At 36.4% G+C, this 21,166-nt stretch carries 18 protein-coding genes; all 18 read left to right on the forward strand.

Translation table 11 applies throughout. From position 1 onward, the window contains the following. The first annotated feature begins 87 nt into the window (after window positions 1-87). On the forward strand, window positions 88-516 hold the full coding sequence (gene rplK, locus RAM17_RS02725) for a 50S ribosomal protein L11 (protein ID WP_110448561.1): 429 nt from the start codon (window positions 88-90) through the stop codon (window positions 514-516). A gap of 3 nt (window positions 517-519) precedes the next feature. Beyond that, window positions 520-1,221, forward strand: coding sequence for a 50S ribosomal protein L1 (gene rplA / locus RAM17_RS02730; protein ID WP_110448560.1), 702 nt, complete (start codon window positions 520-522; stop codon window positions 1,219-1,221). 223 nt (window positions 1,222-1,444) lie between these two features. Further along, on the forward strand, window positions 1,445-1,942 hold the full coding sequence (rplJ, locus tag RAM17_RS02735) for a 50S ribosomal protein L10 (RefSeq protein WP_086362789.1): 498 nt from the start codon (window positions 1,445-1,447) through the stop codon (window positions 1,940-1,942). A gap of 58 nt (window positions 1,943-2,000) precedes the next feature. Then, window positions 2,001-2,369, forward strand: a complete 369-nt coding sequence (gene rplL, locus RAM17_RS02740) for a 50S ribosomal protein L7/L12 (protein ID WP_034901671.1) — start codon at window positions 2,001-2,003, stop codon at window positions 2,367-2,369. A gap of 243 nt (window positions 2,370-2,612) precedes the next feature. Next, window positions 2,613-6,641, forward strand: coding sequence for a DNA-directed RNA polymerase subunit beta (gene rpoB / locus RAM17_RS02745; RefSeq protein ID WP_110448559.1), 4,029 nt, complete (start codon window positions 2,613-2,615; stop codon window positions 6,639-6,641). A 90-nt stretch (window positions 6,642-6,731) separates the two neighbouring features. After that, window positions 6,732-10,952: a DNA-directed RNA polymerase subunit beta' gene (gene rpoC / locus RAM17_RS02750; protein ID WP_086358838.1), complete on the forward strand. Its 4,221-nt coding sequence runs from the start codon at window positions 6,732-6,734 to the stop codon at window positions 10,950-10,952. A gap of 84 nt (window positions 10,953-11,036) precedes the next feature. Then, window positions 11,037-11,348, forward strand: a complete 312-nt coding sequence (locus RAM17_RS02755; RefSeq protein WP_065614605.1) for an antibiotic biosynthesis monooxygenase family protein — start codon at window positions 11,037-11,039, stop codon at window positions 11,346-11,348. A 361-nt stretch (window positions 11,349-11,709) separates the two neighbouring features. Beyond that, a complete protein-coding gene (locus RAM17_RS02760; protein WP_086358839.1) occupies window positions 11,710-12,309 on the forward strand; it encodes a LemA family protein in 600 nt (199 codons plus the stop codon). A gap of 5 nt (window positions 12,310-12,314) precedes the next feature. Then, window positions 12,315-13,232, forward strand: a complete 918-nt coding sequence (locus tag RAM17_RS02765; protein WP_110448558.1) for a TPM domain-containing protein — start codon at window positions 12,315-12,317, stop codon at window positions 13,230-13,232. A 357-nt stretch (window positions 13,233-13,589) separates the two neighbouring features. Continuing rightward, a complete protein-coding gene (locus RAM17_RS02770) occupies window positions 13,590-13,919 on the forward strand; it encodes a PRD domain-containing protein (RefSeq protein ID WP_110448617.1) in 330 nt (109 codons plus the stop codon). A gap of 45 nt (window positions 13,920-13,964) precedes the next feature. Next, a complete protein-coding gene (locus RAM17_RS02775; protein WP_034884881.1) occupies window positions 13,965-14,333 on the forward strand; it encodes an SFCGS family glycine-rich protein in 369 nt (122 codons plus the stop codon). Between the two features lie 13 nt (window positions 14,334-14,346). After that, on the forward strand, window positions 14,347-14,643 hold the full coding sequence (locus RAM17_RS02780; RefSeq protein WP_110448557.1) for a DUF4312 family protein: 297 nt from the start codon (window positions 14,347-14,349) through the stop codon (window positions 14,641-14,643). 15 nt (window positions 14,644-14,658) lie between these two features. Next, a complete protein-coding gene (locus RAM17_RS02785; protein ID WP_110448556.1) occupies window positions 14,659-15,411 on the forward strand; it encodes a DUF4311 domain-containing protein in 753 nt (250 codons plus the stop codon). 18 nt (window positions 15,412-15,429) lie between these two features. Beyond that, window positions 15,430-16,083, forward strand: coding sequence for a DUF4310 family protein (locus RAM17_RS02790; protein ID WP_086358844.1), 654 nt, complete (start codon window positions 15,430-15,432; stop codon window positions 16,081-16,083). Between the two features lie 49 nt (window positions 16,084-16,132). After that, a complete protein-coding gene (locus RAM17_RS02795) occupies window positions 16,133-17,287 on the forward strand; it encodes an amidohydrolase/deacetylase family metallohydrolase (protein ID WP_110448555.1) in 1,155 nt (384 codons plus the stop codon). Beyond that, entirely contained in the window at window positions 17,265-18,404 is a 1,140-nt protein-coding gene (locus RAM17_RS02800; RefSeq protein WP_110448554.1) for a DgaE family pyridoxal phosphate-dependent ammonia lyase, read from the forward strand. Before RAM17_RS02795 ends, RAM17_RS02800 begins: the two co-directional genes overlap by 23 nt. Continuing rightward, window positions 18,404-19,144: a 2-dehydro-3-deoxy-phosphogluconate aldolase gene (dagF, locus tag RAM17_RS02805; protein ID WP_110448553.1), complete on the forward strand. Its 741-nt coding sequence runs from the start codon at window positions 18,404-18,406 to the stop codon at window positions 19,142-19,144. The genes RAM17_RS02800 and dagF overlap by 1 nt, the downstream gene beginning before the upstream one ends. Window positions 19,145-19,147: 3 nt before the next feature. After that, window positions 19,148-21,067 (forward strand): BglG family transcription antiterminator, encoded by a 1,920-nt coding sequence (locus tag RAM17_RS02810; protein ID WP_110448552.1) that lies wholly within the window; start codon window positions 19,148-19,150, stop codon window positions 21,065-21,067. Window positions 21,068-21,166 lie beyond the last annotated feature (99 nt).

Consider the following 21,166-nt stretch of genomic DNA (forward strand, 5'->3'; position numbering starts at 1 on the left):
TTCGCCCTCATTTAACTTAGGGGAGCTGTCTATTTATTAATAACTATTATTGATAGAGGCGTTTGCACCCGAGAGAAGGAAACTAAAATGGCAAAAAAAGTACAAGCCTACATCAAGTTGCAAGTTGCAGCTGGTGCAGCAAATCCTAGTCCACCAGTTGGTCCAGCACTTGGTCAACACGGTGTGAATATTATGGAATTCTGTAAAGCATTTAATGCTAAAACAGAAAGCATGGAAAAAGGTTTACCTATTCCAGTAGTTATCACTGTATATTCTGACCGTTCATTCACTTTTATAACTAAGACTCCGCCTGCTGCAGTATTATTAAAGAAAGCGGCTAAAATCAAGTCTGGTTCTGGTGAACCGAATAAGAAAAAAGTCGGTAAAGTAACTAGCGCTCAAATTCGCGAAATCGCTGAATTAAAAGCTGCTGATATGAATGGTGCAACCATTGAAACGATGATGCGTTCTATCGAAGGAACTGCACGTTCAATGGGCTTGGAAGTGGAGGGTTAATTCATGGCTAAATTATCTAAAAAAGCTAAACTTATCCGCGAAAAAGTAAACGCAACTAAACTATATGATATCAATGAAGCAGTCTCTTTATTGAAAGAACTTGCTACAGCTAAATTTACTGAAAGCGTTGATGTTGCTGTTAATTTAGGTATCGACTCACGTAAATCAGATCAAAATGTACGTGGCGCTATCGTTCTTCCACATGGTACAGGACGTAGTGTTCGTGTTGCTGTATTTACTCAAGGTGCAAACGCTGATGCGGCTAAAGAAGCTGGTGCTGAATTAGTTGGTATGGATGATCTAGCAGATCAAATCAAAAAAGGCGAAATGAACTTTGACGTTGTTATCGCATCTCCAGACGCAATGCGTGTTGTTGGTCAATTAGGTCAAATTTTAGGACCTCGTGGCTTAATGCCAAACCCTAAAGTTGGTACTGTAACACCTAACGTAGCTGAAGCTGTTAAAAATGCTAAAGCAGGTCAAATCCGTTACCGTAATGATAAAAATGGTATTATCCATACTACTATCGGTAAAGCTGATTTTGATGCAGATAAACTTAAAGAGAATTTAGAAGCATTACTTGTTGCTTTAAAACGTGCAAAACCAGCATCTTCAAAAGGTGTATTTGTGAAGAAAGTTAGCCTTTCTACTACAATGGGCGCTGGTGTTGCTATCGATCAAGCAACTTTAAATACATCTGTTTAATTAACAATTAAACAAAGAATCGGTTGGTGTCTGGCCTTAACCAGACCCCGTCCAAGACCGTAGGTGTAATTGATATTTGATTACTTAATTTTCCTACGTAGACGGTGACAGAACCTGATAAGATATAATACAGGAATTCTGCTCATCGTGATTGTGCTAACTACATTTGTAGTTAGTTAAAGTAATTCTAGGCTTTGCCTAGTTTAATCCAGGAGCAATACCAATGGCACTAAATCTTCAAAATAAACAAGAAATTGTTGCTGAAGTTAATGAAATAGCCAAAGGTGCGCTATCTGCAGTTGTTGCTGATTCTCGTGGCGTAACTGTAGAAAAAATGACTGCATTACGTAAATCTGCTCGTGAAGCTGGTGTTTATATGCGTGTTGTTCGTAACACCTTATTACGCCGTGTTGTTGAGGGAACTCAATACGAGTGCTTAAAAGATACGTTTGTTGGTCCAACTCTAATTGCGTTTTCAAATGAGCACCCAGGTGCTGCAGCGCGTATTTTTAAAGCGTTTGCAAAAGAAAATGATAATTTTGAGATTAAAGCCGCAGCCTTTGAAGGTGAGTTGATTACTGCAGCGAACATTGATCGCTTAGCAACATTACCTACTTATGAAGAAGCATTAGCTCGCTTGATGTCAACCATGAAAGAAGCCGCAGCTGGCAAATTGGTTCGTACTCTTGCAGCGGTTCGCGATCAAAAAGAAGCTGCTTAATAGCAGTATGATTGTGAATTTTATTAATTAAAAAAATGTAAATTTGGGAAACTATATTATGTCTATCACTAAAGAACAAATTTTAGATGCAGTTGCTGAAATGTCTGTAATGGATGTTGTTGAACTTGTATCTATGATGGAAGAAAAATTTGGCGTTTCTGCAGCAGCAGCTGTAGCAGTTGCAGCAGCTGGTCCAGCTGAAGCAGCAGAAGAAAAATCTGAATTTGATGTAATCTTAAAAGATGTTGGCGCTAACAAAGTAGCTGTTATCAAAGCAGTTCGTGGTGCAACTGGTTTAGGCTTAAAAGAAGCTAAAGACCTTGTTGAATCAGCTCCAGCAACTGTTAAAGAAGGTGTTAGTAAAGCTGACGCAGATGAACTTAAAAAGGCACTTGAAGAATCTGGTGCAGTTGTCGAACTTAAGTAAGTTTATCGATAACAAGCTAACTGGCTGGGGGTTTTATACCTCCAGCCTTTTTGCGCTGTAATAAGTCAAAGAATTTTATTTGAAGATTATCAATAAAAAGTAATAAAGAAATAATATATTTATTAAGCCTAATCATTTGATATTTATAGATATTTTCGATGAGGTGTCAGGCGTTATTATTTCGTAGTACCCTGATGAATATTTAATCATGCTAAAATAGCAGATAAGCAAGTTGAGGAACTAATGGTTTACTCTTATACCGAGAAAAAACGAATTCGTAAGAATTTTGGTAAGCGTCCACAAGTCTTGGATATACCGTATCTTCTTTCTATTCAACTTGATTCGTTCCAGAAGTTTATTGAGCAAGACCCTGAAGGTCAATATGGTTTAGAAGCCGCTTTTCGTTCAATATTTCCGATAAAAAGTTATAGTGGTAGCGCTGAGTTACAATACGTGAGCTTTAAGATGGGCGAACCTGTATTTGATGTAAAAGAATGTCAAATTAGAGGGATCACTTACTCAGCACCATTGCGCGTTAAATTACGTTTAGTTATTTATGATAAAGATGCGCCAGAAGGAACAGTTAAAGATATTAAAGAGCAAGACGTCTATATGGGCGAAATTCCTTTAATGACTGACAATGGTACGTTTGTGATTAACGGTACAGAACGTGTTATCGTTTCACAATTACACCGTAGTCCAGGTGTGTTCTTTGATAGTGATAAAGGTAAAACACACTCTTCTGGTAAAGTTTTATATAATGCTCGGATTATTCCTTATCGTGGCTCTTGGCTTGATTTCGAATTTGATCCAAAAGATAATCTTTTTGCTCGTATTGACCGTCGTCGTAAACTTCCTGCAACAATCATTTTGCGTGCGTTGGGTTATGAAACTGAAGAAATTTTAGATATGTTCTTCGAAAAAACTATTTTCGAAGTGGGCAAATCAAAATTAAAAATGGATCTTGTGCCAGAGCGTTTACGTGGTGAAACAGCGTTATTTGATATTGAATCAAAAGGCAAAGTTTACGCAGAAAAAGGTCGTCGTATTACAGCTCGTCATATTCGTGAGCTTGAAAAAGATAAAGTAACTAAGATCGATGTTCCAGTTGAATATATTGTTAATAAAGTATTAGCGAAAAATTATGTAAATCAAGAAACAGGTGAAGTTGTTGCTTTTGCTAATACACCAATTTCACTAGAGCTATTGCTTGAATTAACTAATGCTGGCTATAAGAAAATCGAAACATTATTCACTAATGATTTAGATCATGGTGCATTTATTTCTGAAACCTTAAATGTTGACTCTACTCGAGATCGACTAGGTGCATTAGTTGAAATTTATCGAATGATGCGTCCGGGTGAGCCACCAACAAAAGAAGCAGCTGAAGCTTTATTTGATAACTTATTCTTCTCTGATGAGCGTTATGACTTATCAGCAGTAGGTCGTATGAAGTTTAATCGTTCTTTAGGACGTGACGATATTGAAGGCGAAAGTGTCTTAACTAAAACTGATATCGTTGATGTAATGAAGAAATTGATCAGCATTCGTAATGGTCATGGTGAAGTCGATGATATCGATCACTTAGGTAACCGTCGTATCCGTAGTGTTGGTGAAATGGCAGAAAACCAATTCCGTATTGGTTTAGTGCGTGTAGAGCGTGCTGTAAAAGAACGTTTATCATTAGGTGACTTAGATTCACTAATGCCACAAGATATGATTAATGCCAAACCAATTTCAGCAGCTATCCGCGAATTCTTTGGTTCAAGCCAGTTATCTCAGTTTATGGATCAAAACAATCCATTATCTGAAATTACGCATAAACGTCGTATTTCTGCATTAGGTCCAGGTGGTTTAACCCGTGAACGAGCAGGCTTTGAAGTACGTGACGTACATCCTACCCATTATGGTCGTGTATGTCCGATTGAAACACCGGAAGGTCCAAACATCGGTTTGATTAACTCATTAGCGGTTTATTCTCGTACTAATGAGTATGGATTCCTTGAGACTCCATATCGTCGAGTAATTGATGGTGTGGTAACTGATGAAATTAACTATTTATCAGCAATCGACGAAAGTGAATTTGTTATTGCTCAGGCTAACTCAAATCTTGATGACGATGGTCGTTTTAAAGAAGATTTAGTGACTTGTCGTTTAAATGGTGAGTCTGGTTTATATAGCCCTGAACAAGTCCATTATATGGACGTATCAACACAACAAATCGTATCGGTTGGTGCTTCATTAATTCCATTCTTAGAACATGACGATGCGAACCGTGCATTGATGGGTGCAAACATGCAACGTCAAGCGGTACCAACGTTAAAAGCAGAAAAACCATTTGTTGGTACAGGTATGGAACGTGCAGTAGCGGTTGACTCAGGTGTAACTGCAGTTGCTCGTCGTGGTGGTACAGTACAATATGTTGATGCATCACGCATTGTAATTAATGTTAACGATGATGAAATGTATGCTGGTGAAACAGGGATTGACATTTATAATTTAACTAAATATACCCGTTCAAACCAAAATACCTGTATTAACCAAATTCCATGTGTGGAATTAGGTGAAAAAGTTGAGCGCGGTGATGTTCTTGCGGATGGCCCATCAACTGACTTAGGTGAGTTGGCTTTAGGTCAAAACATGCGTGTGGCATTCATGCCATGGAATGGTTATAACTTTGAGGATTCTATTTTAGTTTCTGAAAAAGTGGTACAAGATGACCGTTTCACTTCGATTCATATTCAAGAATTATCTTGTGTATCTCGTGATACTAAACTAGGTGCAGAAGAAATTACCGCAGATATTCCAAATGTTGGTGAAGCGGCTCTTTCTAAACTAGATGAATCAGGTATTGTTTATATTGGTGCTGAAGTTAAAGGTGGCGATATTCTGGTTGGTAAAGTAACACCAAAAGGTGAAACACAATTAACACCAGAAGAAAAATTACTACGCGCTATTTTTGGTGAAAAAGCGTCAGATGTTAAAGATACTTCACTTCGTGTACCAAATGGTGTTTCAGGTACAGTTATTGATGTTCAAGTCTTTACTCGTGATGGTGTACAGAAAGATAAACGTGCACTTGAAATTGAAGAGATGCAACTTAAACAAGTTCGCAAAGACTTAACAGAAGAACTTAAAATCCTTGAAGCAGCATTATTTGCTCGTATTCGTGATGTATTAATTTCTGGTGGCATTAAAGCAGATAAATTAGATGCGTTACCACGTGAAAAATGGTTAACCATTGGTATTGCCGATGAAAGTAAGCAAGCTCAATTAGAGCAACTAGCTGAACAACACGAAGAAATTAAAGCTGAGTTTAACAAAAAACTTGAAGCTAAACGAATGAAGATCACTCAAGGTGATGATTTACAACCAGGTGTACTCAAAATCGTTAAAGTTTACTTAGCTGTTAAACGTCAAATTCAGCCTGGTGATAAGATGGCTGGTCGTCATGGTAACAAAGGGGTTATCTCTAAAATCAACCCAATTGAAGATATGCCATATGATGATAAAGGTCGCCCAGTAGATATCGTATTGAATCCTCTAGGTGTTCCTTCTCGTATGAATATCGGTCAGATTTTAGAAACTCACTTGGGTATGGCGGCGAAAGGTATTGGTCAAAAGATCGACGCAATGCTAAAAGAACAGCAAGAGTTAGCTAAATTACGTGATTTTATCCAAAAAGCTTATGACCTTGGTTTAGGTGCAGCACAAAAAGTAAATGTTGCTGAATTTACCGATCAAGAAGTGATGACATTGGCGCAAAATTTACGTAATGGTATGCCACTTGCAACACCGGTATTTGATGGTGCAAAAGAGCAAGAAATTAAAGCATTACTTGAACTTGGTGATTTACCAACTTCAGGTCAAATTACCTTGTATGATGGACGTACCGGTGAACAATTTGAACGTCCAGTAACTGTAGGTTATATGTACATGTTGAAATTGAATCACTTAGTTGATGATAAGATGCATGCCCGTTCTACAGGTTCATATAGTCTGGTTACGCAACAACCACTGGGTGGTAAAGCTCAATTTGGTGGTCAACGTTTCGGTGAGATGGAAGTATGGGCACTTGAAGCATATGGTGCAGCTTATACCTTACAAGAAATGTTAACTGTTAAATCAGATGATGTGAACGGTCGTACTAAGATGTATAAAAATATTGTAGATGGTGATCATCGTATGGAACCTGCGATCCCTGAATCATTTAACGTATTGTTAAAAGAGATTCGTTCGTTAGGTATTAATATCGAGTTAGATGAAGAGTAATCTTAGCTAACTAAAATGATTTCTATTTATAGGGATAACTTATCAGTAATGATAAGTTATCTAATTGGTTTAACTCCATAGGAGTCAATTGTGAAAGACTTACTAAAGTTTCTAAAAGCACAAACAAAAACTGAAGATTTTGATGCTATCAAGATAGGCCTTGCTTCTCCTGATATGATTCGTTCATGGTCTTTTGGTGAAGTTAAAAAACCTGAAACAATTAACTATCGTACGTTTAAACCTGAACGTGATGGATTGTTTTGTGCGCGTATTTTCGGGCCAGTTAAAGATTATGAATGTTTGTGTGGAAAATATAAACGTTTAAAACACCGTGGTGTTATTTGTGAAAAATGTGGTGTAGAAGTCACACAAGCTAAAGTACGTCGTGAACGTATGGGCCACATTGAACTTGCATCACCAACTGCACATATTTGGTTTTTAAAATCATTACCATCTCGTATTGGTTTATTACTTGATATGCCACTTCGTGATATTGAACGTGTGCTTTATTTTGAATCATTTATGGTTCTTGATGGAGGCATGACAAATTTAGATCGTGGACAAATCTTAACTGAAGAACAGTATTTAGATGCGTTAGAAGAGTTCGGTGATGAGTTTGATGCACGCATGGGTGCAGAAGCTATTCAAGAATTATTACGTAATATTGATGTTCAAGCTGAATGTGAAGCATTACGTGATGAACTATCAACCACTAATTCTGAAACAAAACGTAAAAAGTTAACCAAAAGAATTAAGATCATTGAAGCATTTATCCAATCAGAAAATAAACCTGAATGGATGATCTTAAATGTATTACCTGTGTTGCCACCAGATTTACGACCATTAGTACCACTTGATGGCGGTCGTTTTGCAACATCAGACTTAAACGATTTATATCGTCGTGTTATCAACCGTAATAATCGTTTAAAACGTTTATTAGATTTAGCTGCACCAGATATTATTGTTCGTAACGAAAAACGTATGCTACAAGAATCTGTAGACGCATTATTAGATAATGGTCGTCGTGGTCGTGCAATCACTGGTTCAAACAAACGTCCATTAAAATCACTTGCCGATATGATTAAAGGTAAGCAAGGTCGTTTCCGTCAAAACCTATTAGGTAAACGTGTAGACTATTCTGGCCGTTCAGTAATTACTGTAGGTCCATACTTACGTTTACATCAATGTGGTTTACCGAAGAAAATGGCTCTTGAGCTATTTAAACCATTTATCTACGGTAAATTAGAGCGTCGTGGTTATGCAACAACCATTAAAGCTGCTAAGAAGATGGTTGAACGTGAAGATGCAATTGTTTGGGATATCTTAGATGAAGTTATTCGTGAACATCCGGTATTATTAAACCGTGCACCAACACTTCATAGACTTGGTATTCAGGCGTTTGAGCCTATCCTAATTGAAGGTAAAGCGATCCAATTGCACCCATTAGTTTGTGCGGCATTCAATGCTGACTTCGATGGTGACCAAATGGCGGTTCACGTTCCATTAACGTTAGAAGCACAATTAGAAGCGCGTGCGTTAATGATGTCAACCAACAATATTCTTTCACCAGCAAGTGGTGAACCTATTATCGTTCCATCTCAGGACGTGGTATTAGGTCTTTACTATATGACTCGTGATAAAGTCAATGCTAAAGGTGAAGGCATGGTATTAACCGGCCCTAAAGAAGCAGAAAAACTGTATCGTTTAGGTCTAGTTGAATTACATGCTAAAGTTAAAGTACGTATAACGGAAAGTCATCGTAACAGTATTGGTGAGTGGGAAGATACAACTTCTGTAATTGATACTACTGTTGGTCGTGCTATCTTATGGTTAATTATGCCTAAAGGTATGAGTTTCTCTGTTATCAATCAACCGCTTGGTAAAAAAGCAATTTCACGAATTTTAAATATTTGTTATCGTCAATTGGGCATGAAAGAAACTGTTATTTTAGCTGACCAAGTTATGTATACCGGCTTTGCTTATGCAGCGCGTTCAGGTGTATCGGTTGGTATTGATGATATGGAAATTCCTGCTAAGAAATTACAAATTATCAATGAAGCTGAAATCGAAGTTGCAGAAATTCAAGAACAGTTCCAATCTGGTTTAGTAACTGCAGGTGAACGTTATAACAAAGTTATCGATATTTGGGCAGCAGCTAATGAGCGTGTTGCTAAAGCGATGATGGATAACTTATCAACTGAAAAAGTGATTAACCGTGAAGGTGAAGAAGAAGTTCAATCTTCATTTAATAGCATCTACATGATGGCCGATTCTGGTGCTCGTGGTTCTGCAGCTCAGATTCGTCAGTTAGCGGGTATGCGTGGTTTGATGGCTAAACCAGATGGTTCAATCATCGAAACACCAATTACGGCAAACTTCCGTGAAGGATTAAACGTACTTCAATACTTTATCTCGACCCATGGTGCGCGTAAAGGTCTTGCTGATACCGCATTGAAAACAGCGAACTCAGGTTACTTAACTCGTCGTTTAGTTGATGTGGCTCAAGATTTAGTTGTTATTGAAGATGACTGTGGCACGTTAGAAGGTGTGGTAATGACACCTGTGATTGAAGGTGGTGATGTTAAAGAACCATTACGTGAACGTGTATTAGGTCGTGTAACAGCTGAAGACGTATTAAAACCAGGTAGTGCGGATATTTTAATCCCTCGCAATACATTACTTGATGAAAGTTATTGTGATCTACTTGAACAAGAATCTGTAGATAGCGTTAAAGTTCGTTCAGTAGTTTCGTGTGATACTGATTTTGGTGTTTGTGCGAAATGTTATGGACGTGACTTAGCTCGTGGTCACTTAGTGAACAAAGGTGAAGCTATCGGTGTTATCGCTGCTCAATCAATCGGTGAACCAGGTACACAGTTAACCATGCGTACGTTCCATATCGGTGGTGCGGCATCTCGAGCAGCAGCAGAATCTAGTGTTCAAGTTAAAAACAAAGGTAGTATTAAACTGACTAATGCTAAATTTGTAACTAACCCAGATCAGAAACTAGTTATTACTTCACGTAATGCTGAATTAACTATTATTGATGAATTAGGTCGAATGAAAGAAACTTATAAAGTTCCTTATGGCTCGATTCTAACTAAAGGTAATGGTGCAACTGTTGATGCTGGTGAAACGGTAGCAAACTGGGATCCGCATACAATGCCAGTTATTTCGGAAGCGAAAGGTTTTGTTCGTTTTGTTGATATGATCGATGGCCAAACCATTACTCGTCAAACTGATGAGTTAACAGGTTTATCATCTATCGTAATCTTAGATGTAGCAGAACGTACTGGTGTTGGTAAAGATCTACGTCCAGCAATTAAAATTGTTGATGCTAAAGGTAATGATATCTTTGTGGCAGGTACAGAAATGCTTGCGCAGTACTTCTTACCAGGTAAAGCATTAGTACAATTAGAAGATGGTGCGGAAATTAATGTTGGTGATACACTTGCACGGATTCCACAAGCATCTGTAGGTACTAAAGATATCACCGGTGGTTTACCTCGAGTAGCTGATTTATTTGAAGCTCGTAAACCTAAAGAGCCGGCAATTCTTGCTGAAATTGATGGTATTATCTCATTCGGTAAAGAAACTAAAGGTAAACGTCGCTTAATTATCACTCCACTAGATGGTAGTGAACCATATGAAGAGATGATTCCAAAATGGCGTCAACTTAACGTATTCGAAGGCGAACAAGTTGGCCGTGGTGATGTGATTTCTGATGGTCCTGAATCAGCACATGATATTTTACGTCTACGTGGTGTTAATGCAGTAACTCGTTATATTGTGAATGAAGTTCAAGAAGTTTATCGTTTACAAGGTGTAAAAATTAACGATAAACATATTGAAGTTATTGTTCGTCAAATGTTACGTAAAGCAACTGTTATTCATCCTGGTGGTTCTCGTTTACTTGATGGTGAACAACTTGAAGTTTCACGCTTGAAGATTATTAATCGTGAGCTTGAAGCACAAGGTAAAGAACCAATTGTTTACTTGCATGATTTGCTTGGTATTACTAAAGCATCACTTACTACTGAGTCATTTATTTCTGCGGCATCGTTCCAAGAAACGACTCGCGTATTAACTGAGGCAGCAGTTGCAGGTAAAAATGATGAACTTCGTGGTCTGAAAGAAAACGTTATTGTTGGTCGCTTAATTCCAGCTGGTACTGGTTATGCATATCATAAAGAGCGTTTGCGTAAACGCGCAATGCCATCTGATGATGCAATTCAACCAACAACTGTTTCAGCTGAGGAAGCTACAGCTAACTTAGCGGAATTATTGAATTCAGCAGAAGAAAATCAATAGATTTTAGATAAATCGACTAAAGTAGCACGTGTTATCACGTGCTATTTTTTTTGTCGAGTGTATGAGGTATGAAAGGAGTATTAGATGTATATTGTAATGAATCGTTTTAAAATTAAGTTAGGTAGTGAAGACACTTTTATTGAAATATGGCGTAATCGTGATAGTCATTTAAAAGAGATGAAAGGTTTTAATCGTTTTTATTTTCTTAAAGGAAAAACTTATGAAGATTACACATTGTTTTCATCATATGCCGAATGGGAATCAAAACAAGATTTTGAAAATTGGGTTAATTCTGCTCATTTCAAACATACTCACCGTAATACAGATAGCCGTCCAAATAACGCAGATATCTATTTTGAACCGGCTCAACTTGAATGTTTTGAAGTCATTATCTAAGTAATTTTTAAACTAAAAAATCAAATTTAAAAATAAGCATTGTGAGCAATACCAATAAAAAATTACCGATGATAATTCTTCGCAAATTACATAAAAAAAGATATAATCAAATAAAATTACATGAGCATAACATCTATTAAAGAAGGCGATCAGCCCATGTAAGTTAAGTCCATTATCTAAAAGTCTCTTCTTTATATTTTATAGTTCATAATTATTTTTATAAAAAGTTGTAAAAATATATTCTTCAATTAAGCATTATAAGTTTGTTAGTAACCAAATTTTTAGGCTACTGGTTAGTATTTTCTAATTATCATTGCTTTTTTAAGTTATTTGAAAGTTTAACTATTTACAGGGGCTTGCCATGAAATCGAAATTACTATTGCTTATTCTTATTTTAATCATTGTTGGTGGATTTTTCTTTTTTAAAGACTATAACAGTATTCAAACTCAAGACGAAAAAGTTGCTGCATCTTGGTCGGAAGTGATTAATCAGTATAAACGTCGAGCAGATTTAGTTCCGAATCTTGTCAATACAGTAAAAGGATATGCAACTCATGAAAAAGATGTTTTTACTCAGGTAACAGATGCGAGAGCGAAAGTGGGTTCGATCCAAATTAATGCAGATCAACTTAGCGATCCCGCTTTATTCTCAAAATTCCAACAAGCCCAATCAGAATTAAGTTCCGCATTAAGTCGCTTAATTGCGGTTAGTGAAAATTACCCAGAACTTAAAGCAAACACACTTTATCAAGATTTAATGAGCCAATTGGAAGGTACTGAAAACCGGATAACGGTTGCTAGAGGTCGATATATAGAAACAGTACAATCATTTAATACTTATATTCGTCAATTACCAACCAAATGGATTGCAAATGTTATAGGGGTACAACCAAAACAACAGTTTACGGTTGAAAATGAACAACAAATTTCTAATCCACCAGCAGTCAATTTTGGACAATAAACATAATGAAAAAATATTATCTGCTCTTTTGTTTACTGTTTTTTAGTGCTGTAAGTTATGCATTAACTGAAATTCCAACATTTGATCGCCGTATTATTGATACATCAGATACTTTAGAACCATCACAAATAGATGATTTGGAATCAAGCTTGATTACTTTTGAAAAAACGCGAACTGATGGTGCACAGATCGCGGTATTAATGATCCCCAAACTCGATAATGAAACGGTTGAACAGTATGCTGATAGGGTGTTTATTAAGTGGAAAATAGGTAAAAAAGAGCAAGATAATGGTATTTTATTATTAATTGTTAAAGATGATAAGTTGATGCGAATCGAAGTTGGTTATGGTTTTGAAGGCATCATTACCGACTTAATTGCTAGTCATATCATTCGTGAACAATTAGTGCCACAATTTAGACAAAATAACTATTATCAAGGTATACATGATGCGCTTTCAGTTTTAATTAATAAGTTGAATGATCCTCAACAGGTACCAGCGACTAATAGTGATCCAGATCTCAAAACGGTACTTGCTGGTGATTTTGGTGCCAATTTATTTAGTTATGGATTAGCATCCTTTTTTATTTGTTTCACTATTGCTAGCTTATTTTCGATTACTTCCTCTAAACGTAGTGCTAGCCGAAGTTTAGGTACTGGTTTACTAAATGGTATATCAGTTGGCGGTTTTACTTTGTTCAATGGTTATTCATTACATATTGTCTTACCTCTAATATTTTTAGCATTTGTTGCCAGTGCGATTTTAAGTGGAATTTTAACTATGAGTGGCGGTAGCGGACGTGGTGGTCGAGGAGGCGGTTTCGGTGGGGGTAATGGTGGTGGTTTTGGCGGAGGTTCATTCGGCGGATTTGGTGGTGGAGGCGGTGGCCGTAGTGGTGGCGGCGGTGCCTCTGGCAGCTGGTAAACTTTCTTAAAAAGTACCAAAAGAAATTGACAATTTACTTTTTTAACAAAAATACCACTTAGGTTTATAGCCTCGATAACAAAAATAACTATCTGTGCTTGAAAAATTTTGAGGAGAGGGGGTTTTTTATATCATAAAAATTTATTAATGATACTTTTAAGTAATAGTTTGTTTAAATTTAAAATCAATTTAGTTAATCTTCAATTACATCCTACATAATAATCCTTGTTTACAATAGCTTTTAGCCTGCCTGACAATAAATTTCCTTTTGCAATAGGAAAAAGTCTCTCTCCACATTGATAATTATTTCCTTTAGGCTAAGTCATCTTAAAAAGAAACAAGAGAATTAGAATGACTATGGCACAAATACAATTCCGTATGATCGAAGATGATTTAGATCCCGAAGTTGTGACTGCGCAAACGATAGAAATTATTAATCGTTGGTTGACTGATCATCAAATATCCCAAAATGACGTGCAAAAAGCGATGTTGTTATCACATGTTAAAGCAATGGTTGAAAGAGCGAAAACGCTAGAAAAATTACCTGAGGTTGATCCTTCTTTATTTGATGAGCTCTCAGAGCAATCCTTAATGCTTGCACGTAAAACCATACAATTATTCAATAGTCTACCAATGGAAGAGGCTTATTTACTGGCTGTTCATTATGAAGTAGCTATAGCAAATTAAACGAATTAATAAATTTAAAAAACAATAATTGATAGGAGCATAATTATGGCAGAAGTAATCATTGTCATCGGCGATAGAATGGGCAAAGGACAAAAAATTGCAGAGGGAATTAATTCTATAGAAGGGTGTCGCGCAATTGTTATTCCAGGTATGGCAGCTGATATGAAATTGGGTGACGTAATGAATAATGAGAATGCAGATCTAGGGCTTTCGTTTTGTGGCAGTGGCGGTGCAGGCGCCATAACGGCACAAAATAAATATGGCTATTCTCAACGACACGGTATGCGTTCAATTGAAGAAGGTGAAACAGCCATTAATGACGGTTGTAAAGTACTAGGATTTGGTTTTATGGATACAGTAGAACTTGGCCAACGTATAGCCCAAGCATTTTTGAAAAAATATCCTCGTTCTTAAATAGGTTAGAAATATGAAAAAAACTGAGCAGATACAAGTAAGAGTAACTGGGCAAGGAGATTCGAAGCAGCGTGCGTTCGCTATAGCGCTAAATCAAGTGCAAAAGCAGGTACTTAAAAATACTAATAATGTCATGTTACGAATTGAACCGCTTAATATTAGTGTTGTTTCTGCTATTGAAAAGATAACTACAGAACGCTTTTTATTTATCTTTTTACCTAGAAAAAAGACATTTTATGACATCACACTCGATGTCTCAGTAAATGTTACGTTTATCGATCTGAACGATATTAAATTTATCTCTAAATAACGTAAAAGGAAAGTCATGGAAATTCTAATTATAGCATTGAAGTCCATTGTAATTGGTGGACTGTGTGGATTTGGAGTAGGCGCTGGTGCAGCTCGAATGTTTCATGCTCCAACTTATCAAGGTATGGGGGCTTTTCGTACCTTAGGTGAACTTAATTCTTGTGAGGGTGATCCTGCTGCACATTTTTCATTTGGCTTAGGATTCTTTTTTAATGCCTGGGCTTCATCTGTTGCTGCTGGTTCATTTACCCAAGATGTTGATCATCGCATCATTCCAAACTGGGGTGCTGCACTATTGATGATAAAAAACCGAAATTTAGCACAAACGTTACATGATCCTAAGAAAATGGCCTTTGCTTGTGCATTTATCGGTGTGATTGTTGTGTTATTTTTAAATACAACCACCTCGGTTATTCCTGATTCTTTAAAAATTACCGCAACTAAAGTTTTAGTTCCAGCCGCAAATTTACTAGTCGCGACTGTGATGCCGGTTATTTTCTGGTTGGCAGCTTTAGATGCCGGTAGAAGAAGTGGTTTTTGGGGAACTTTGTTTGGTGGGCTAGCGCAATTAATTATGGGTAATGCAGTACCTGGTTTAGTGTTAGGTATTTTGATTGGTAAAGGAGTGGATGATAGTGGTTGGAATCGAGTGATGAAAATCATGTTAGCTGCGGTAATTGTTTTATTTATCATGAGCGGATATTTCCGTGGATTTGATATGAAAATGATTAATTCATTCCGAGATGGTTTGTCTTATTGGTTTAAATAATATAGGGAACAACAGATTATGAATACTCAAACAACCATTAATAAAAGTTTTTGGTATGCCGATTGGTCATTCCCTATTCTTTGTGGATTACTCTCTGCAGGTATTTTCGCTGGAACACATACTTTTTATGTATATGGGATTGGTGCTTTTAACGAAATAGCATTTGTTGCAATGCTTAAATCAGGTATGACGACAGGCGATTATGGTGCAGTAGCCGCTTTTGGTGCTAGCTTTTTATTTGCGCGTGTCATTGAGGGATCGCTAGTTGGGATACTTGATATTGGTGGTGCGCTACAAACAGGTATTGGTTTAGGTGTGCCAGCGTTGCTATTAGCTGGTGGCTATACATTGCCAATTGAGAATTTTTTGGTAGCGTTATTAACCGGTTTATTGCTCGGTATGGTAATCGGCTTACTTATCATCCTTATTCGTAAATTTACAGTTAACAGTGGTGGTGGATCAACCTTTGGCGCAGATGTCATGATGGGAGCGGGAAATGCATCAGGTCGATTTCTTGGTCCAATGATTATTTTATCAGCTATGGTTGCATCTATTCCTATTGGTATAGGGTCATTGCTTGGTGCACTATTATTTTATGTATGGAAAAAGCCTATTACAGGTGGTGCAATATTAGGTGCCATGATTTTTGGCGGTATCTTCCCAATTATATAATATTATGTCCCCTCTATCATGATTATGGTCGAGGGGATTGGATTAAATTATGTATGATTTAATTATAAAAAATGCCAAACTCATTGATAATTCAATAACCGATATTGCCATTCAACAAGGCAAAATTGTGGAAATTGGCAAAAATATAATCGCAACATCAAATCAAGTATTGGATTTACAAAATCAACACTATATAAGTGCCGGCTGGATAGATTCCCATACTCATTGCTTTGCTCACTCACCAATTTACCACGATGAACCAGATCTCATTGGTGTTAAAACTGGTGTGACGGCAGTGGTTGATGCCGGCAGTGTTGGCGCACTTGATGCGGACGAATTTTATGATTTAGCGATGCAGGCTAAAACTCATGTTTATTCTTTTTTAAATATCTCAAAAATTGGTTTAATAAGACAAAGTGAGCTTGCTGATATGCAAGATATAGATGTGCCGTTATTTGACCAAACTTTAGTTAAATATCCTAATTTTTTTATTGGAATAAAAGTTAGGATGAGTCGTAGCGTTGTTGGCGAAAATGGTATTTTACCGTTAATCAAAGCGAAAGAGATGCAGAAAAAGACGGGGTTGCCACTAATGATTCATGTAGGAAATAATCCGCCTGAACTTGATGAAATTGCAGATTTATTAACTAAAGGCGATATTATTACTCATTGTTTTAATGGTAAGCCAAACCAAATATTTGATAAGCAGAATAATCTGCGTGATTCAATTAAACGCGCCATTGGACGTGGGGTGATTTTAGATATTGGTCATGGTGGTGAAAGTTTCAGTTTTGCAGTAGCTGAGCGAGCTAAATGTTTAGATGTTTATCCAAACACTATTAGCTCTGATATATATTCTAAAAATCGCTTGCAAGGTCCTGTATTTAGCTTAGCAAATGTGATGAATAAATTTATCTGTCTAGGTTATAGCAAAACTAGAATTATTGATAGTGTCACTAAAAATGCGGCACAAATATTGCATTTAAATAATAAAGGGGAAATAGCTATTGGCTATGATGCCGATTTGACTATTTTTGATATAAAACAGCAAACCGTCTCTTTAACTGATTCAGAAGGTGGGCAGAGGGAATGCCATGAACAGTTTGTTCCTTTAGCCGCTATCGTAACAAATACAACCAAAAAAGTTACACACATTGAAATAACACAAGAAGGTAGTAAAAATGAGCTCAGAATCTCAAACTGAAAAAGAAATATACAGTAAATACCACTTGAAAAAAGTGATTAATGCTTCGGGGCGAATGACTATTTTAGGTGTTTCAACACCTAGAGCAGAAGTGGTTGATACTGTATCCCACGGATTAAATGAATATTTTGAAATAAAAGATTTAGTTGATAAAACGGGTCAATACATTGCTAAATTACTCAATGTCGAAAACGCTGTGGTCGTATCATGTGCCTCGGCTGGCATTGCGCAAGCTGTCGCAGGTTTAATCGTTAAAGATGATCGTGATTTATTATTTAATTTACATAGTTCTGATAAATGGGTAGCAAGGGAAATTATTGTGCCAAAAGGACATAACGTAAATTTTGGTGCTCCTATTAGTACTATGGTCGCTCTAGGTGGTGGAATTGTGGTTGAAGCGGGTTATGCAAATGAGTGCAAACCAGAGCACATTGAATCATTAATTAATTCTGATACCGCGGCTATTTTATATGTTAAATCACATCATTGTGTGCAAAAAAGTATGTTATCAGTTGCGCAAGCCGTAACAGTGGCCAAAAAATATAATATTCCATTAATTGTTGATGCCGCAGCGGAAGAGGATTTACAAACCTATTATCAACAAGGCGCTGATTTAGTTATTTATAGTGGTGCAAAAGCAATTGAAGGGCCAACTAGTGGCTTAGTTATTGGCCGCCACCAAGCTATTGAATGGCTTAAACTTCAGTCTCAAGGTATTGGCCGACCAATGAAGGTTGGTAAAGAAGGTATTTTAGGCTTAACCAGGGCAATTGAGTTATATATTAACGATCCTAAACAAGAAACTGGGCAAGAAATGGTTGTCAAAATGACACCATTTATTGAAAAGTTAAATTCTATTAATGGTATATCGGCAAAAGTTGTCTGGGATGGTGCTGGCCGAGATATTGCTCGTGCAGAAATATCATTTGATGCAAAGGTTATTGGTAAAAGTGCTGTTGAAATGATAGACCTGATGAAGCAAGGCGAGATTGCAGTCTATTTTCGGGAATATAAAGCCAATGACGGTAAAGTAGATGCAGATGTTCGTAGTGTAACGGCGGAACAGCTTGATATTGTCTATAACAAAATTATAAAAATTATCCAAGGAGTTAAATAATGCAATTGACACCAAATTATTTTAACGATCGCGTTTGTTTAAACGTATTAGCCAATTCAATTGATAATGCTAGTGCTATTTATGAAGCTGCACAAACTTATGTTGTTGTGGGAGTGTTATCTAAAAATTATCCAGATAATCAGCAAGCAATAGAAGATATGAAAAAATATGCGTTAGCCATTGATAATGCTATTTCAGTTGGTCTGGGAGCGGGTGATCCTAATCAATCTACTATGGTGTCAGAAATATCTGCAGTTCTACAGCCTCAACATGTTAATCAAGTTTTTACAGGGGTGGCAACAAGTCGTGCTTTATTAGGACAAAAAGAAACGGTAATTAATGGTCTTGTATCACCAACAGGGAAAGTAGGATTAGTTAATATAGCTACAGGGCCACTAAGCTCAAAATCACCAGCTGCTATCGTTCCGGTTGAAACCGCTATTGCTTTATTAAAAGATATGGGGGGAAGCTCAATTAAATATTTCCCTATGGGTGGGTTAAAACATATAGATGAATATGAGTATGTGGCTAAATGTTGTGCTGAACATGATTTCTATCTAGAACCTACTGGTGGTATAGATTTAGACAATTATGAAGCAATTTTAAAAATTGCCTTAAATGCCGGTGTGAAAAAAGTTATTCCACATATTTATACCTCAATTATTGATAAAACAACTGGGGCGACAAGAACTGAAGATGTTAAACAACTATTAGCGATTACGCAAAAATTAGCAGGATGAGTAATGGCATCTAAATTGCTATTCCCTTATCAACGATTAGCGTATATTTTTGATACCATAAAAAACGAATTGCTACCTCAAAAAGAGCTAGCAAATCGTTTTACAGTATCAATCAGAACAATTCGGTCTGATATTGTTGCGCTTAACGATGTATTAAATAAGTATGGTGCGCAAGTTGATTATATTAAAAACGTTGGTTATCACCTTGTCATAACAGATCCTAATCTGTATGCAACCATTCCGATTGTTCAGCAAATAGAACGAGTTCCTCGAACTAATAAAGAGCGCGTTTCCGCTTTATTAATTGCATTTTTAACTCAATCAAAGTCGGTAAAATTGGATGATATTGCTGGTGAATGGTTTTTGAGCCGTAATACATTACAAAATGATGTTATTGAAGTTAAGCAATATCTGGATAAATACCATTTATCGCTGGATAATCGTCCTTATTCAGGTATGCGATTAGTTGGTGAGGAATCCGCTATTCGAGCATGTTTAACTGATATTTTATGGCAACATCATATCACAGGGGACACTATCAATGTTAATCGGTTAATTCAGACGATATTATCTGATATTGATTTAGATTATCTGGAAAGTGTACTACAAAATCAGTTTGAACGTTTTGAATTAAAATTAACCTCGGAAGGGCAAGGGTATTTGCTCTATTGTTGTGCCGTTTCAATCACCAGAATTACGCAAGGGTATGAATTAGTCGAATATCAAGTCGATAATATTGATTCGACAGTTATTGGCGCTGCACGTGAGGTTTCTGAAGGCTTCTCCTATTTTTTAGGTAGTACCCTTTCTGATGCTGAATTTAACTATTTATGTGTGCAGATTATGTCGCGCACTATTATGGAATCACCTAATCAAGCTAAAAGTTTAGAGTTATTTGAACATATCTTATCTTATATCAATGATTCTTATCACTATAATTTGAAACAAGATATGAAGCTACGTCAAGATATGTTAATTCATATTTCATCGTTGCTATCTCGTATAAAATATCAAATTCATACTTCTAATCCGTTATTACATGAAATTAAACAATATTATCCTTTTGCTTATGATATTACTTTATCGGCATTAGCGAATATTCCTAAGTTTACTGATGTGAAAATGACTGAAGACGAAATTAGCTATTTAGCAATTCATATAGGGGTAGCATTAGAGCGCAATTATAGTGCAGGATATAAAAGATTAGTGCAAATTTTATTAGTCAGTGAATTGGGTAACGCTACTTTGCGTATGATTGAATCAAAAATTAAACGCGATTTTCCTCATATTTTAATTAATCGAACGATTTCTTATAGAGAATATGAACAGTTAACGCATATTGAAGAAGATTTTGTGGTATCGACGGTTCGCTTAAACGAAAAAGATAAGCAAATAGTGAAAATAGCACCATTTCCAACGCCTTATCAACTAGAACAATTAGGGCGTTTATCAATGGTTGATCGCACTATGCCATATATTATTGAGCGTTTTTTTAATGAAAAATTTTTCCTAATTATTGACAAACCGATGACACAAAGCGAACTATTCCAGAGAGTTTGTCAACGGCTGGAAAAATTTGGATATGTGGGACAGGACTTTTATCCATCGGTAGTAGAACGAGAAAGTATTGTATCGACTTTAATAGGTGAAAATATTGCTATTCCTCATTCAGTTGGGTTGTTGGCCAAAAAGACAGTAGTTACCACTATTTTGGCTCCTCAAGGTATTGAATGGAATAAAAATGAAATTGCGCATGTTATTTTCTTATTAGCAATTAGCAAAGATGAATACGAAGATGCGATGCGAATTTATAACTTAGTCGTCAATTTTGTTAAAGAGAGATCAACTAAGCGGTTGTTAAATAGTCGTAATTTTGATGATTTTCAAGCTATTGTAAAAGATAGTTTTGGGCGTTTATCGTAATAAACTCGATTTAATTTGCAATTAAAAAAGGGATTTAACTAAGCGAGTAACACAAGTTATTTAGTGATTAAATAAATAACAATTGTGAACGCTAAAAAA

This window comes from Gilliamella apis (assembly GCF_030758615.1).
Lineage (GTDB): Bacteria > Pseudomonadota > Gammaproteobacteria > Enterobacterales > Orbaceae > Gilliamella > Gilliamella apis_A.